Annotated in this window: 12 protein-coding genes; 8 read left to right on the top strand and 4 right to left on the bottom strand. The window is 55.7% G+C overall.

The window, feature by feature from the left end; all coding sequences use genetic code 11:
- Nucleotides 1-90 precede the first annotated feature (90 nt).
- Both secA and C8N45_RS05780 read left to right on the top strand, forming a co-directional pair.
- Entirely contained in the window at nucleotides 91-2,790 is a 2,700-nt protein-coding gene (gene secA / locus C8N45_RS05785) for a preprotein translocase subunit SecA (protein ID WP_108385299.1), read from the top strand.
- A gap of 137 nt (nucleotides 2,791-2,927) precedes the next feature.
- Nucleotides 2,928-3,920, top strand: a complete 993-nt coding sequence (locus C8N45_RS05780; RefSeq protein ID WP_133175946.1) for a hypothetical protein — start codon at nucleotides 2,928-2,930, stop codon at nucleotides 3,918-3,920.
- A gap of 12 nt (nucleotides 3,921-3,932) precedes the next feature.
- On the opposite strand, the gene radC is transcribed toward C8N45_RS05780, so the two are convergent.
- The 4 genes from radC to C8N45_RS05760 form a co-directional block, all read right to left on the bottom strand.
- Entirely contained in the window at nucleotides 3,933-4,688 is a 756-nt protein-coding gene (radC, locus tag C8N45_RS05775) for a RadC family protein (protein ID WP_108385297.1), read from the bottom strand.
- Nucleotides 4,689-4,723: 35 nt separating this feature from the next.
- Nucleotides 4,724-5,869, bottom strand: coding sequence for a molecular chaperone DnaJ (gene dnaJ, locus C8N45_RS05770; RefSeq protein WP_108385296.1), 1,146 nt, complete (start codon nucleotides 5,867-5,869; stop codon nucleotides 4,724-4,726).
- Between the two features lie 73 nt (nucleotides 5,870-5,942).
- Nucleotides 5,943-7,862 carry a molecular chaperone DnaK gene (gene dnaK, locus C8N45_RS05765; protein ID WP_108385295.1) on the bottom strand — a complete coding sequence of 640 codons (1,920 nt, stop codon included), beginning with the start codon at nucleotides 7,860-7,862 and terminating at the stop codon, nucleotides 5,943-5,945.
- A gap of 196 nt (nucleotides 7,863-8,058) precedes the next feature.
- Nucleotides 8,059-8,883, bottom strand: coding sequence for an ABC transporter permease (locus C8N45_RS05760; protein WP_108385294.1), 825 nt, complete (start codon nucleotides 8,881-8,883; stop codon nucleotides 8,059-8,061).
- A gap of 98 nt (nucleotides 8,884-8,981) precedes the next feature.
- Here C8N45_RS05760 and cysQ point away from each other — a divergent pair, with 98 nt between their 5' ends.
- From cysQ to C8N45_RS05730, 6 genes are all read left to right on the top strand, one after another.
- Nucleotides 8,982-9,779 carry a 3'(2'),5'-bisphosphate nucleotidase CysQ gene (cysQ, locus tag C8N45_RS05755; protein WP_108385740.1) on the top strand — a complete coding sequence of 266 codons (798 nt, stop codon included), beginning with the start codon at nucleotides 8,982-8,984 and terminating at the stop codon, nucleotides 9,777-9,779.
- Nucleotides 9,779-10,579: a 3-deoxy-manno-octulosonate cytidylyltransferase gene (gene kdsB / locus C8N45_RS05750; RefSeq protein ID WP_108385293.1), complete on the top strand. Its 801-nt coding sequence runs from the start codon at nucleotides 9,779-9,781 to the stop codon at nucleotides 10,577-10,579. The genes cysQ and kdsB overlap by 1 nt, the downstream gene beginning before the upstream one ends.
- Before the next feature lie 139 nt (nucleotides 10,580-10,718).
- A complete protein-coding gene (galU, locus tag C8N45_RS05745; protein ID WP_108385292.1) occupies nucleotides 10,719-11,612 on the top strand; it encodes a UTP--glucose-1-phosphate uridylyltransferase GalU in 894 nt (297 codons plus the stop codon).
- 6 nt (nucleotides 11,613-11,618) lie between these two features.
- On the top strand, nucleotides 11,619-12,656 hold the full coding sequence (locus C8N45_RS05740; protein ID WP_375342462.1) for a glycosyltransferase family 2 protein: 1,038 nt from the start codon (nucleotides 11,619-11,621) through the stop codon (nucleotides 12,654-12,656).
- 31 nt (nucleotides 12,657-12,687) lie between these two features.
- Entirely contained in the window at nucleotides 12,688-13,689 is a 1,002-nt protein-coding gene (locus C8N45_RS05735) for a glycosyltransferase family 2 protein (RefSeq protein ID WP_108385291.1), read from the top strand.
- The gene (locus C8N45_RS05730; protein WP_108385290.1) at nucleotides 13,686-15,383 is read left to right on the top strand and encodes a DUF5927 domain-containing protein; all 1,698 of its coding nucleotides are present in this window, start codon (nucleotides 13,686-13,688) and stop codon (nucleotides 15,381-15,383) included. Before C8N45_RS05735 ends, C8N45_RS05730 begins: the two co-directional genes overlap by 4 nt.
- The last annotated feature ends 2 nt before the right edge of the window (nucleotides 15,384-15,385 follow it).

Genomic DNA, 15,385 nt, shown 5'->3' with positions numbered 1-15,385 from the left:
TGGCCCTTTGTATGTGGCCCGCGACTGGCCTACAAGCGACCTCCTCTCAAATAGATGTCAGACAGGCGCCGACGCGCCGCCGGAGAAAACATGCTGGGTTTCGGAACGATCGCCAAAAAGGTGTTTGGCACACCCAATGACCGCAAAGTCAAAGCGGTGCGCCCCCTTGTTGAAAAGATCAACGCGCTTGAACCAGAGTTCGAGTCGCTGACCGATGAACAGATCAAGGAAAAAACACAAAGCCTTGCCGAGCGGGCCATGGGCGGTGAAAGCCTTGATGATCTTTTGCCTGAAGCATTTGCCAACTGCCGTGAAGCGGCCAAGCGGGCATTGGGCCTGCGCGCCTTTGATACCCAGTTGATTGGTGGGATTTTCCTGCATCAGGGCAATATCTCGGAAATGAAGACGGGCGAGGGTAAAACCCTTGTCGCGACCTTCCCCGCCTATCTGAATGCGCTGACGGGCAAGGGCGTGCATATTGTCACCGTCAACGATTATCTGGCCCGTCGCGATGCCGAATGGATGAGCAAAGTCTACGGCGCGTTGGGTTTGACCACCGGCGTTGTGGTGCCCCAGCAGCCTGATGACGAGAAAAAGGCAGCCTATGCTTGCGACGTGACCTATGCCACGAACAACGAACTTGGCTTTGATTATCTGCGCGACAACATGAAATCCGAGCTGAGCCAGATGTACCAGCGCCCCCACTATTTCGCCATTGTGGACGAAGTCGACAGTATCCTGATTGACGAGGCGCGGACGCCGCTCATTATCTCTGGGCCGGCAGAAGACCGGAGCGAAATGTATGCAGGCATCGACAAGATCGCCCCTGAGATCGCTGATGAACATTATACGCTGGACGAAAAGACACGGCAGGCGACGTTCACGGATGAAGGTAACGACTGGCTTGAGGAAAAGCTGACACAGGCCGGTTTGCTCCCCGAAGGGCAGACGCTTTATGATCCGGAAAGCGCCACGCTGGTCCATCACGTCAATCAGGCGCTGCGAGCGCACAAGCTGTTCACAAAGGACAAGGACTATATCGTCAAGGACGATGAGGTCGTCCTGATCGACGAATTCACCGGTCGCATGATGACGGGCCGTCGCTTGTCCGATGGCCTTCACCAAGCCATCGAAGCCAAGGAAGGCGTGTCGATCAAGCCGGAGAACGTCACGCTCGCTTCCGTGACTTTCCAGAACTATTTCCGCCTTTATGAAAAACTGTCTGGCATGACAGGGACCGCTCTGACCGAAGCAGAAGAATTCCGCGAAATCTATGGGCTTGGCGTGGTCGAAGTCCCAACCAATAGACCCATCGCGCGGGTCGATGAAAACGATATGGTCTATCGCACAGCGATTGAGAAATTTCAGGGTGTTGTCGATAAAATCAAGGAAGCCCATGCAAACGGGCAGCCCATCCTTGTGGGCACCACGTCCATCGAAAAGTCGGAACATCTGGCCAATCTGCTGAAGGCTGAAGGGATCAAATTCAACGTCCTGAACGCGCGTCTGCACGAACAGGAAGCCCAGATCATCGCCGATGCAGGCAAGCTTGGAGCGGTGACAATCGCGACCAACATGGCCGGACGCGGGACCGATATTCAGTTGGGCGGCAACGTGGAAATGCGCGTGCTGCATGCCATGGCCGAAAACCCGGAGGCTGACCCCGAAGAGCTTCGTGCCCAGATCGAAGCCGAGGTTGCAGATGAAAAGGCAAAGGTGATCGCAGCAGGCGGGCTTTACGTGCTGGCGACCGAACGGCACGAAAGCCGCCGGATCGACAACCAGTTGCGCGGCCGCTCTGGCCGTCAGGGTGATCCGGGGCGGTCGTCGTTCTTTTTGTCGCTCGAAGATGACCTGATGCGCATTTTCGGATCTGACCGGCTGGACAAGGTCCTGTCCGGACTGGGCATGAAAGAGGGCGAAGCCATTGAACACCCGTGGGTGAACAAGTCGCTGGAACGCGCCCAAGCCAAGGTCGAAGGCCGCAACTTTGACATCCGTAAGCAGTTGCTAAAATTCGATGACGTGATGAACGACCAGCGTAAGGCAATCTTTTTGCAGCGCCGTGAGATCATGGAATCAAAGGATGTATCCGAAATTACACGCGACATGCGCCATCAGGTGATCGACGATCTGGTCGCCGATTACATGCCCCCCAAAAGCTATGCCGAACAGTGGGATACCGAAGGGCTATATGCTGCCGTGATCCGTGACATCGGCGTTGACGCTCCGGTGATGGAATGGGCTGAGGAAGAAGGCGTTGATGATGATGTCATGCGTGAACGGCTTGAAGAAGCATCAGACGCGTTCATGGCGGAAAAGGCAGAGGCCTTTGGCGCTGACACGATGCGTAACATTGAAAAGCAGTTGTTGTTGCAGACGATTGATGCCAAATGGCGCGAACATCTTTTGACGTTGGAACATCTGCGGTCAGTCGTGGGATTCCGTGGGTATGCGCAGCGTGACCCGCTGAATGAATATAAGACTGAAGGGTTCCAATTGTTCGAACGGCTTCTGGAAGGTCTGCGCGTGGATGTGTCGCAAAAGCTGGGCCAGATTCGTCCGATGTCGGAAGAGGAGCAATCCGCCCTGATCCAGCAATTGCGTGCGCAGCAGCAACAGCAAGCCGCCGCTGCGGTGGCCCCGCCAGCACCCGTCGAAAACCCGGATGCCGCACGCGCTGGGTTTGATGAAAATGACCAGCAAACATGGGGCAATCCAGGCCGTAATGACAGTTGCCCTTGTGGGTCGGGCAAGAAGTTCAAACACTGCCACGGAAGACTTGCTTAACCATAGGGTGCAAGTTTGCTTGCTTGCCTCGCCTGAAACATGACATATTTGGGTCACCCTATGACCTAAACGCCGTCTCGCTGTAGACACTGTTCGTTGGCAGATTGGTTGAGACGGGTTTGTTGCGGGAGTTGGGGATGTCCCTTATGCGGAAAAGCGGCTCTGTCGTCGCGGCGATTGGCGTTGTGTTCGGCTTGGTCTTTATTGTGCAGGACTATGGCGTCGGGACGCCGCGCGAGGTTCGCAAAGCGAACCAACCTGCGGCCAGTGCTGTGCGCAGTGTGATGATGTCCAAGTCTTCTGCCGGGGAAGCCGTTTTTGGGATGCCTGCAACCGGGTCGCAGCCTCTCCCCGAAATTTCAACCGACGAGAATATTGCCGCGATTGATTCCGTCTTGGGTGAGGTCAGTTCGCCGCGTGCAGAATTCGTGCAAAGTTCGCCAATGGATGGCTGTGTGACGTCATTACAGGCGCAGGCCAATCCGGCTGCAATGGTGAGCCTGTCGATCACATCGCCCTGCCATCCGAACGACGGGTTCGTTGTGTGGCATGATAGGTTGGCATTTTCACTTGTGACAGACGGGACAGGTGCTGCATCCGTGAACGTCCCTGCGTTACACGAAGAATCGGAGTTCGTCGTGACGCTCGAGAATCTGGAAGAAGCGCGCGTGTCCGTCTTTGTAGAGGATGCGAATGATTATGACCGCGCCATTCTGCAATGGCGGGGTGAACATAACCTTCAGCTTCACGCCCTGGAACGTGGTGCAACGTATGGTGACCCCGGACATATCTGGTCCGCGTCGACACAAAGTGCGGCTTTGGCCGTTGAAGGAGAGCGTGGGTTCATGATGCGGTTGGGGTCATCAAAGGCGTCGCTTCCTTACTGGGCAGAGGTCTATACTTACCCAGCACAATTGACCGGACGGGATGGGCAGGTTGCGTTGCACGTGGGCGCTGTCGTCACACAGGCGAACTGCGGCCGTTCTGTTGATGCGGTTGCCCTGCAAACAAACGCCAGCCAGTTCTTTGTTTCGCGTGATTTGGTGGTTGCCATGCTTGATTGTAGTTCCGTAGGTGAATCCGTGATGTATGGCAATTTGTTCGACCCTCTACGGTTGGCCAAGGGCTAACCAGCACCAAGTTTACAACAAAAGCCCTTGTGCGCGAAAGCTGACCTCGCAAGATTTTCCGATGATCAGGTGGTCATGAACAGTGATCGACAAGGCCCGCGCCCCTTCGATGATCTGGTTGGTCATGTTGATGTCGGCATCAGATGGCGTGGGGTCGCCAGACGGATGATTATGCACAAGGATCAGCGATGCTGCATTCAGTTCCAGCGCGCGTTTGATTACTTCGCGCGGATAGACCGGCACGTGGTCGACAGTGCCCTTGGCCTGCTCTTCATCGGCGATCAGCACGTTCTTGGTATCAAGAAACAGGATTCGAAACTGTTCGATATCCCGATGCGCCATGACGGTATGGCAGTAGGTCAGCAGCGCGGCCCAGCTGGAAATGACTTCCCGCTGCATCACCTTTGAACGTGCCAACCGGTGCGATGCGGCCTCGACCACCTTTATTTCGATCACGACCGATGGCCCAACACCATCGATTTGCAGCAATTGGTCCGATGTTGCAGAGAGGACACCGTTGAAACCGCCAAATGTCTTCATCAACCGATGCGCGAGCGGTTTCACGTCTTGGCGTGGGATCGCCCGAAACAGCACCAGTTCCAGCAGTTCATAATCGGGTAGCGCATTCGCCCCGCCGTGCATAAAGCGTTCGCGCAAGCGCTTGCGATGCTCGCCTATGTAGGACGGCGTGCGCCCTTTTTGCAGCGTCGGCGCAGGGACGGCTTCATCATCAGGAAACAAGGATCGGGTTTCGGCAAAGTGGCTCATCTCGCTACTCTGCCGAAAGCCTGGTTACTACTGGGTTAACTCTTCATCGAGTCCCAGAAATTTTTGACCGTATCGAAGAAGCTTGACCCCTGCGGATTGTTGTCCTCGCTCAACTTGTCAAATTCCTTGAGGATTTCCCGCTGACGACTTGTCAGTTTGACGGGTGTTTCAACGGCCAATTCGATGAACATATCGCCTATGCCGCCGCCGCGCAAAGCAGGCATACCTTTGCCACGCAGGCGCATCTGGCGGCCTGACTGTGAACCTTCGGGGACCTTGACCCGGCTGCGGCCACCGTCAATGGTCGGCACTTCGATTTCACCACCCAACGCTGCCGTGGCAATTGAAACAGGCACGCGACAGAAAAGATTGTTGTTTTCACGCTCAAACAGGGCGTGGCTGTTCACCTCGATAAAGATGTACAAATCGCCGGTCGGACCACCGCGCATCCCTGCCTCGCCCTCACCGGCAAGCCGGATGCGGGTGCCGGTTTCGACCCCGGCGGGGATATTGACGGAAAGGGCCTTTTCCTTTTCGACACGCCCCTGACCGTTGCAGGTGTGGCAGGGATTCTTGATCGTCTGGCCCATGCCTGAACAGGTCGGGCAGGTCCGCTCGACCGTAAAGAAACCTTGTTGTGCCCGCACTTTGCCCATACCTGAACAGGTCGGGCAGGTCTGTGGTTCTGAACCACCTTCGGCACCTGTCCCTTTACAGGAATCACAGGCGACGGTTGACGGGATATTCAGTGTCTTTTGCATGCCGGCATAGGCATCTTCGAGATTGATGCGCAGGTTATAGCGCAGATCGTTGCCGCGCTGGGCGCCGCCACGGCGCTGGCCGCCACGGCCACCGCCCATGAAGTCACCAAACAGATCGTCAAATACGTCGGAAAATGCGCTGCCAAAGTCGCCTTGGCCACCGCGCGGGCCGCCGCCACCGCCGCCCATGCCATTTTCAAACGCTGCGTGGCCGTAGCGGTCATAGGCCGCCTTCTTGTTTTCGTCTTTCAGGACCTCGTAGGCTTCGTTGGCTTCCTTGAACTGTGCCTCGGCCTTGGGGTTGTCAGCATTCCGGTCAGGGTGCAGTTCTTTGGCCTTTTGACGATAGCCCTTCTTGATCGCGGCAGCGTCGGCACCCTTTGGCACGCCAAGCACTTCATAATAGTCACGTTTTGCCATTGTGTTTTCCCTTTGGGAACGGAAACGACCGACCTTTGGAAAGGTCGGTCGTAGTCCTTAGCGGCAGGCCGCTTTAGTTGTCACGCTTTTCGTCATTCAGATCTTCGAAGTCGGCATCAAGAATGTCGTCCTCGGCTTCATCTGCGGGGCGTGCTTCGGGCTCTGCGTCGCCTTCTTCTTCCTGCGACGCTTTGTAGATCGCTTCACCAAGCTTCATCGCCGATTCAGTCACGTTCTGGATGCCAGACTTGATCTTTTCGGCGCTGCCGGGCTCTGCTTCCAGATCGTCCTTCAACGCGGCAATGGCCAGTTCGATCGCTTCGATGGTTGTTGGATCAACCTTGTCGGAATGCTCTTCCATCGACTTTTCGGTCGAGTGGATCAGGCTTTCCGCCTGGTTCTTGGCGTCGACCAACTCGCGGCGTTCCTTATCGGCTTCCGCGTTTTCTTCGGCGTCCTTGACCATGTTCTGGATGTCCTCATCGGACAGACCACCAGAGGCCTGGATCGTGATCTTTTGCTCTTTGTTGGTGCCTTTGTCTTTGGCGCCCACTTCAACGATGCCGTTGGCGTCGATGTCAAAGGTCACTTCGATCTGTGGCATGCCGCGCGGCGCGGGCGGAATGTCCTCAAGGTTGAACTGACCCAACATCTTGTTGTCAGCGGCCATTTCACGTTCACCCTGGAACACGCGCAAGGTTACGGCGTTCTGGTTGTCTTCGGCGGTCGAGAAGACCTGAGACTTCTTGGTCGGGATCGTCGTGTTGCGGTCAATCAGGCGTGTGAACACACCACCAAGGGTTTCAATCCCCAAGGACAGTGGAGTCACGTCCAGAAGAACAACGTCTTTGACGTCACCCTGCAGAACACCGGCCTGAATTGCGGCACCCATGGCAACCACTTCGTCAGGGTTCACGCCCTGGTGGGCTTCCTTGCCAAAGAACTTGGCAACTTCTTCCTTCACCTTTGGCATCCGGGTCATACCACCGACCAATACGACTTCGTCGATGTCAGACGTGGACAGGCCCGCATCCTTGATCGCCTCTTTACAAGGCTTGAGGCTGGATTTGATCAGATCGCCGACCAGTGATTCCAGCTTGGCACGGGTCAGTTTCATGACCATGTGCAACGGCTGGCCATTTGACCCCATCGAGATAAACGGCTGGTTGATTTCAGTGCTGGAGGACGATGATAGCTCGATTTTGGCTTTTTCAGCAGCTTCCTTGAGGCGCTGCAACGCCATCTTGTCCTTGGTCAGGTCAACAGAGTTCTCTTTTTTGAACTCGTCCGCCAGATAGTTCACGATCCGCATGTCGAAGTCTTCACCACCAAGGAATGTATCCCCGTTTGTGGATTTCACTTCGAACAGGCCATCATCGATTTCAAGGATCGTGACGTCGAAGGTACCGCCGCCAAGGTCATAAACGGCGATGGTGCTGGATTCTTTCTTGTCCAGACCATAGGCAAGTGCTGCGGCTGTAGGCTCGTTGATGATCCGCAGCACTTCAAGGCCCGCAATCTTGCCGGCATCTTTTGTGGCCTGACGCTGGGCGTCGTTGAAGTAGGCAGGAACGGTGACAACAGCCTGTGTCACATCTTCGCCAAGGTAGCTTTCGGCGGTTTCTTTCATCTTGCCGAGAATGAATGCAGAGATTTGCGAAGGCGAATATTTCTCACCGCGGCTTTCGACCCATGCATCACCATTGCCGCCATCGATGATGGCAAACGGCATGTTCTTTTTCTCTTTGGCAAGGTCCTTGTCGTCAAAGCGGCGACCAATCAGGCGTTTGACAGCAAAGATGGTGTTTTCCGGGTTTGTTACAGCCTGACGCTTGGCTGGCTGGCCAACAAGGCGCTCGTCTTCGGTGAAAGCAACGATTGATGGTGTCGTGCGTGCACCTTCGGCGTTTTCAATAACGCGTGGTTTGGAGCCATCCATGATGGCGATACAGGAGTTTGTGGTCCCGAGGTCAATTCCGATAACTTTAGCCATGTTCAAATCCCTTACGCTAGGCGGTTTGAGCGGCGCGAACCCGTTTCGGCATCCGCGCCAATAAGATGAGTCAGATCAGAGCTTTGTCTCTGAACAACGATCTTGGCGTATATAGGGACGGGAAATGATGGCTGCAATGGCCGCTGGCCGATGAAATCCGGGAAATTTGCGGAATCTCTGTGCCAGCGAAACGAACCTAGCGCCCTGCGGTCCAGCTGGCCGATACATGCTTGCGCGTGTAGAATTCGCCGAGCAACCCAACCAGCAGAAGAACCAAACCCACGGCCAGCGCATAGGGCCATGACGAGAAATGAGGGTTGTAGTGCAAAAAGATAAACCCGCGCCCTTGGTCAATAATGTGAAAAAGCGGGTTCCACGAAAAAATGGCCAGTTTGGATGCGGGCAGGGCATTTGCAACGAACATCTTGCCAGATGCGAACATGTTCACCCTGATATAAATCGAGGACAGCACGCCGATCAGCCCCGGGGCCCATGGTTTCAGGGCGAGAAATATCATCCCGACAGCCAGACCGGTGAACCACGCCAGCAAGAGCATCCCGAACGCATAGGTAGGATACAGGATGGTCAGTGGCGTGATGATGATGTGGTAAAGTGCCAGCACCACGAACAATGACAGCACTTGGATATAAAGCGACGAAAGCGCGGCCGCACTGATTGCAATGGCTGTGTTCATCGGGGCGTGCTGCATCATCGGTGATGCCGGCCCTTCGGAACCCATGACCGAACTCACTGCCTTGATATGGGTCATATAGACAAAAATGCCTGACATGATGAACAGCAGGAAATCACCACGCAGGCTCATTCCACGCAGGCCCAGTATCTCGAACATGATGTACATGGCCAAAACCAATGTCAGAGTCTGCGCGATGTTGATGAAAAGACCCATGATCGCATTGCGATGCGATTGCCTGATCGAACGCACCACTGCATGATAAATCCGCTCAAGCAGGCTAATCGCGCCCCGGGCCCGTGTGTTTCTTTGTATGGGGGCCTGAAACATCAATCGGGTCCGTGTCTGTGCCGATCAACGGCTTGCTGTTCGCTCAAGGCCCGACCATAAAGGAAAAAATGCTGATTTTCAATGAAGATGAGGCCGCAATGGACTTTGACCACCTGACCAATGTTTTGCGTGATTTGGCGCTGGACGCTGGTGAAAAGATCATGGCGGTTTACCTTGCGTCCGATTTTGATGTTCGGTCCAAGGCTGACGACAGTCCGGTCACGGAAGCGGACGAGGCAGCGGATGCAATCATCAGTGCAGGCCTGCGCGAGGCGTTCCCAGATGTGCCGCTTGTCACCGAAGAACAGGCCGACACGCACAGCCAATCGGTCAGCACATTTCTGATCGTTGACCCGCTGGATGGCACCAAGGAATTCATCAACCGTCGCGGCGATTTCACTGTGAATATCGCTTATGTCGTTGATGGGGTGCCGGTGCGCGGTGTCGTTTATGCCCCTGCCCGCGAACGGTTGTTCTTTACCGATGCAACCGGCCAATCTGTCGAAGAAGACGGCCCGTTTGAAAAGGGCCGCGTTGGTGCCGTGACACCCTTGGCCGTGTCCACGCCTGACAATGATGCGCTGAACGTGGTGGCGTCTAAGTCGCACCGTGATCAGTCGACCGATGAGTACATCAACAAGTATAGACTGGCAGATATGAAAAGCGCGGGGTCATCGTTGAAGTTCTGCCTTGTCGCGACGGGCGAGGCGGACCTGTATCCGCGCCTTGGCCGGACCATGGAATGGGACACGGCGGCTGGTCACGCTGTTCTGTCCGGCGCGGGCGGGCAAGTGGTGCGCTTTGACGATCACACACCGCTGGCCTACGGCAAACCGGGGTTTGAAAACCCATTCTTCATCGCCTTGTCACCCCACGTAGAACTGCAAAAACCCTGATGTCTGTTCTGATCGTTATACCCGCACGCTTTGCATCTACCCGCTATCCGGGCAAACCGCTTGTTGATCTGAAGGGCGCAAATGGTGTCGCCAAAAGCCTGATCCGCAGATCCTGGGAGGCGGGCCAATCTGTGCAGGGTGTTGCGCGGGTGGTGGTCGCTACTGATGACCACAGGATCAAGTCCGCCGCAGAAACCTTTGGGGCCGAGGTCGTGATGACGTCACCCGATTGCCAGAATGGCACAGAGCGGTGCGCAGAAGCATTGGACGCGCTGGGCGGTGATTACGATATTGTGGTGAATTTGCAGGGCGATGCCCCCCTGACGCCTGCGTGGTTTATCGAGGATCTGGTCAAAGGGTTGCGCGACAATCCAGTCACCGACGTGGCCACGCCTGTCTTGCGCGCCGATGGCCGCGCGCTGAATGGATTTCTGGCGGATCGGCGTGCCGGTAGGGTCGGCGGTACAACCGCCGTCTTCGGTGCGCAGCGCAATGCGTTGTATTTTTCCAAGGAAGTTATCCCTTTTACCGACCAGACCTATGAAGAGGATGCACCAACGCCGGTATTTCATCACGTCGGTGTCTATGCCTATCGGCCGGATGCCTTGCGGTCCTATCCGCAGTGGGATGCGGGACCGCTGGAAAAGCTGGAGGGTCTGGAACAACTGCGCTTCCTTGAACGCGGGACGCCGATGCTATGTGTCGAGGTAGAGGCCAGAGGCCGCCAGTTCTGGGAGTTGAACAACCCGCAAGATGTCCCCCGGATTGAAGCGATGATGCGTGAAATGGGGTTGGACTAGCCCGTGCGGAATATCAAGAAATCAGCATCTTTTGGTCATAAAACAGCAATATGACCATGAACAAGGATCAATGGGATTGAATAAAATTGGTTGTTTTGCGCGTGAGGGCGTTTCAACCTGATCATAAGAAGGTTTGAGGATGAAAAGAAAAGTTACCAAAGCAATTTTCCCCGTCGCCGGGCTGGGAACACGGTTCTTGCCCGCGACAAAGTCGGTGCCAAAGGAAATCATGACGCTCGTGGATCGCCCCTTGATCCAATATGCGATTGACGAAGCGCGCGCCGCCGGGATCGAGGATTTCATCTTTGTCACCTCGCGGGGGAAAACCGCGCTTGAGGATTACTTTGACCTTGCACCTGACTTGGAATCAGAGCTTGAGAAATCCGGCAAAACCGAACTGTTGGAAATCCTGCGCGCCACCAACATGGAAAGCGGTGCAATCGCTTATATCCGCCAGCACAAACCGCTTGGTCTGGGGCACGCTGTTTCCTGTGCCAACAAGCTGATCGGAAACGAACCCTATGCGGTGATCCTGCCCGACGATGTGATCGCAGCTGACAAACCCTGTTTGCAGCAAATGGTAGAAGCCTACGAGGAAACCGGCGGGGCAATGGTCGCGGCCATGGAAGTGGCACCGGACAAGACATCTGCCTACGGCGTGCTGAACATCAAAGAAAGCGATGGCCAAGTCGTATCTATCAATGGAATGGTTGAAAAGCCGCCGGCAGGCACGGCACCATCGAACCTTGCGGTCATCGGGCGGTATATTCTGACCCCGCATATCATGCAAAACTTTGCCCATATCGCCAAAGGCGCCGGTGGTGAGGTGCAGTTGACAGATGCGATCGCCGCCGAAATCGCGCAGGGGCGCGATGTCTTTGGCTATCGGTTTGAAGGAGAGCGGTTTGACTGCGGATCAAAGGCGGGCTTCCTGCAGGCGACAGTGTCCTTTGCATTGGCCCGTGATGAATTGCGCGATGATCTGAGTGAATTCCTGCATGCATGGGCTGACGCTGACAAAGCTGCAAAGTAACCAGTGCTGACGCCGGGTCCCCGTCTATCGCGCGGACTGTTCGCGACCTCGAAACTGGCTTATCGCCTGCGCTGGAAACGGCGCAGGCTTTTGTTCAGGTGCCTGCGTAAACGGCATCAGTTGGCGCTGCGGCAAGACCGGACGACCCTGATCAAGCCAGACTCTATTCTGGCCTTTTGCTGTGTGCGCAACGAGGCGCTGCGCCTGCCGTATTTTTTGCAGTATTACCGCGCCCTAGGGGTCGATCACTTTCTGTTTGTCGATAACGGCAGTGATGAAGGAACCGGCACATATCTGGCAGCGCAGGATGATGTGTCCTTGTGGGAAACATCAGAGAGCTACAAGCTTTCGCGGTTTGGCATGGACTGGCTTGGTTGGCTGCAAATGCGTTTTGGCCATGGGCATTGGTGCCTGACGGTCGACGCGGACGAGCTTTTGGCTTATCCGCACCACGCCACCCATGGGCTGCGGGCATTGACGGGGTGGCTTGATCAACAGGGGCGGCCGTCGTTTGGGGCGCTGATGCTGGACCTTTATCCCAAGGGGCCTGTTGAAGACCATAAATACCACGCGGGCGATGATCCGCTATCTGTACTGACCCATTTTGACCCCGGCAACTACCGCGCCCAGTGGCATCCTATCTATGACAATCTGTGGGTGCAGGGTGGCGTGCGTGCGCGCAGGTTTTTTGCGTCAGAGTCCGCCCGCGCACCCACATTGAACAAAGTGCCGCTGGTCAAATGGCATCGGCGATATGCCTATGTAACATCGACACACCAAATGCTGCCCCGGCATTTGCATGATGTGTTGGGAACAGGTGCGATGTCGGGTATTTTGCTGCATACAAAGTTTCTTTATACCATTGGCGCAAAATCGCGCGAAGAGCTGGAGCGAAAGCAACATTTTGAAAACAGTGCGCTTTATGGGACGTATCATGATGATCTGACACAGAACCCGGACCTTTGGTATGCCGGATCAATGCGCTATGAAAGCTGGCAGCAGCTTATGGAGTTGGGGCTCATCGCGAAAGAAGACTGGATATGACGGCGAAACTTGATCAAGACTGGGCCCGCATGTGAACATTGCGCAGTCATATCTTTTACGCCTGCAACGTAAGCGCTGGAAAATCCGTGCGTTTCGCAAGCGTCGTGAATTGCGCAGCGTGCAAGACCGTACAGGGGCGATCAGGCCGGGCAATATCTTGCTGTTTGCGACGTTCCGCAACGAAGATATCAGGCTGCCCTACTTCTTTGACTATTATCGCAAACTTGGCGTCGATCATTTCCTGCTCGTCGATAATGACAGCAGCGACGGTGGCGGGGACTATGCGGCAAACCAGCCTGATGTGTCGCTTTGGTCGACGGATGCGGGTTATGGCAATGCGCGCTTTGGCATAGATTGGCTGACCTATCTGCAATCGCGCTATGCTGACGGACATTGGGCGCTGACTGTCGATGTGGACGAGTTCTTTGTCTATCCGTTTTGCGACACACGGCCACTTGCGGCGCTGGGCGATTGGCTGGATGCGTCAGAGGTTCGGTCGTTCGGGACGATCATGCTGGATATGTACCCCAAAGAGCGGGTCAGCACGGCGGTCTACGAACGCGGGACTGACCCGTTTGCGATGGCGAACTGGTTTGATGCAGGCAATCATATGATTTCGCGTAACAAACGGCTGCGTAACTTGTGGATTCAGGGCGGCCCGCGCGCGCGCGCATTTTTTGCGGATAGACCTGCCAAGGCACCCGCGTTGAACAAGATACCTTTCGTGAAATGGAGCAAACGCTACACCTATGTCAGTTCAACCCACATGATCCTGCCGCGGGGGCTTAACCTTGTGTACGACCAGCAGGGCGGCGAAAAGACATCAGGCGTTCTGTTGCACGCCAAATTCATCAACATCTTCGGGGATCGTGCTGCCCAAGAGGCGGCGCGGGCAGAACATTACCAAAAGGGTAACGAATATCGTCGCTATACCCAAGACGACCCGATCTTGTGGTCGGAGTGGAGCCATCAGTACGTGAATTGGCGGCAACTTGAAGGGCTTGGCCTGATGTCAAAAGGAAACTGGGCATGAGCGTTGGGGTCATCATGCTGGTGCACACAGCGCTTGACCGGGCCGAGCAGGCGATCAGGCATTGGGTTGATGGCGGCTGCCCGGTCGTGGTGCATGTAGATCAAAAGGTAAGGCCTGCTGACTATGCAGCTTTTGTCGGGTCACTGGCCGACTTGCCTGACGTGCGTTTCTGCAAGCGACATGCCTGCGATTGGGGAACGTGGGCGTTGGTTGAAGCAACCCAAAGCGCGGCTGCGCATTTGCTGGAAAGCTTTCCCACTTTGCAGCACATCTATCTGGCGTCCGGGTCATGTCTGCCGTTGCGACCTGTCCCCGATTTACGCGACTACCTTGCCGCCCGGCCAGAGACAGACTTTATCGAAAGCACGACGACAGCGGATGTGCCTTGGACAGTGGGCGGTCTGGACGAAGAAAGGTTCACGCTGCGGTTCCCGTTTTCATGGCGCAGACAGCGCAAGCTGTTTGATTTTTATGTGCGACTACAACAGGCGGTTGGCTACAAACGCCGCATCCCCGAAAATGTTGTCCCCCACATGGGGTCGCAGTGGTGGTGCCTGACCGGGCGCACGGTGGCGGCTATCCTGAATGACCCGAAGCGAACAGTCTACGAACGCTACTTCCGCAAAGTCTGGATTCCAGACGAAAGCTATTTTCAGTCGCTGGTTCGCTTGCACTCGACCAAGGTTGAAAGCCGGTCACTGACGCTGTCCAAGTTCGACTATCAGGGCAAGCCGCATATTTTCTATGACGATCACAAAGCCTTGCTGCGCCGATCTGCATGTTTTGTCGCGCGCAAGATTTGGCCAAGGGCTGATGTGCTGTACGACAGTTTTCCGGTGGCAATGTCCGGGAAAGAGCAGTTTACCGAGCCGAATCCAAGTGCGGCTGATCGCATCTTTGCACAAGCGGTTGAGAGGCGCACGCTGGGGCGCCCGGGATTGTTGATGCAAAGCCGCTTTCCCAGCAGCGACCGCGATAACGCCATGACAGCAGGGCCTTATTCCGTTCTGCAAGGTCTGGGCGATGTGTTTGAAGGGTTCGAAGAATGGTTGGCCAAGACAACGGGTGCCACGGTTCACGGCCACCTGTTTGCACCGGATCGCGCTGAATTCAGCGGGCGTGGCCCGCTGTTTGCGGGCGGTTTGTCGGACAATGCAATGCTACGTGACTACAACCCGACCAACTTTCTGATCAATCTGATCTGGAACACACGCGGCACGCACCAGGCGTTTCAATTCGGGCCACGCGACACGCAAGATATCAACTGGATGGTCGCAAAGGACACCGATGCGCGGATATCCGTCGTGTCCGGCGCATGGATGATCCCGCTTTTCAAAGCCCGGCAAGAGTTTTCGGACCTGCGCAAGGAAGCAGCGCGCTTGCAGCAGATCGAACATGAGCATCTCAAGATTCTGCGGTCGCCCTATACGAATGCACGGGTTCGGGTCCAAAGTCTGGCCGAGTTTGTGCTTGCCCCGATGGACATGCTGCAACTTATCGTTGATGAGATGAGCGAACAAACCCACCCGCGCCTGACCGATGTCCCGCAAATGGCTGACTTGACGGGGCTTGGGGCGTTCCTACAAGACCTGCGGAACCAAGGCATGCATCCTTTCCTGACGGGAGATTTCCCCGCCAATCTTGAACGCGACAGTACGCTGCAAACGCCGCGCAAGCCCTACCTGGTGCGGTGAAG

The organism is Yoonia sediminilitoris, assembly GCF_003058085.1.
GTDB lineage: Bacteria > Pseudomonadota > Alphaproteobacteria > Rhodobacterales > Rhodobacteraceae > Yoonia > Yoonia sediminilitoris.
The sequence above is the reverse complement of the archived record's forward strand: the minus strand, read 5'-3'. Positions and strand labels throughout refer to the sequence as shown.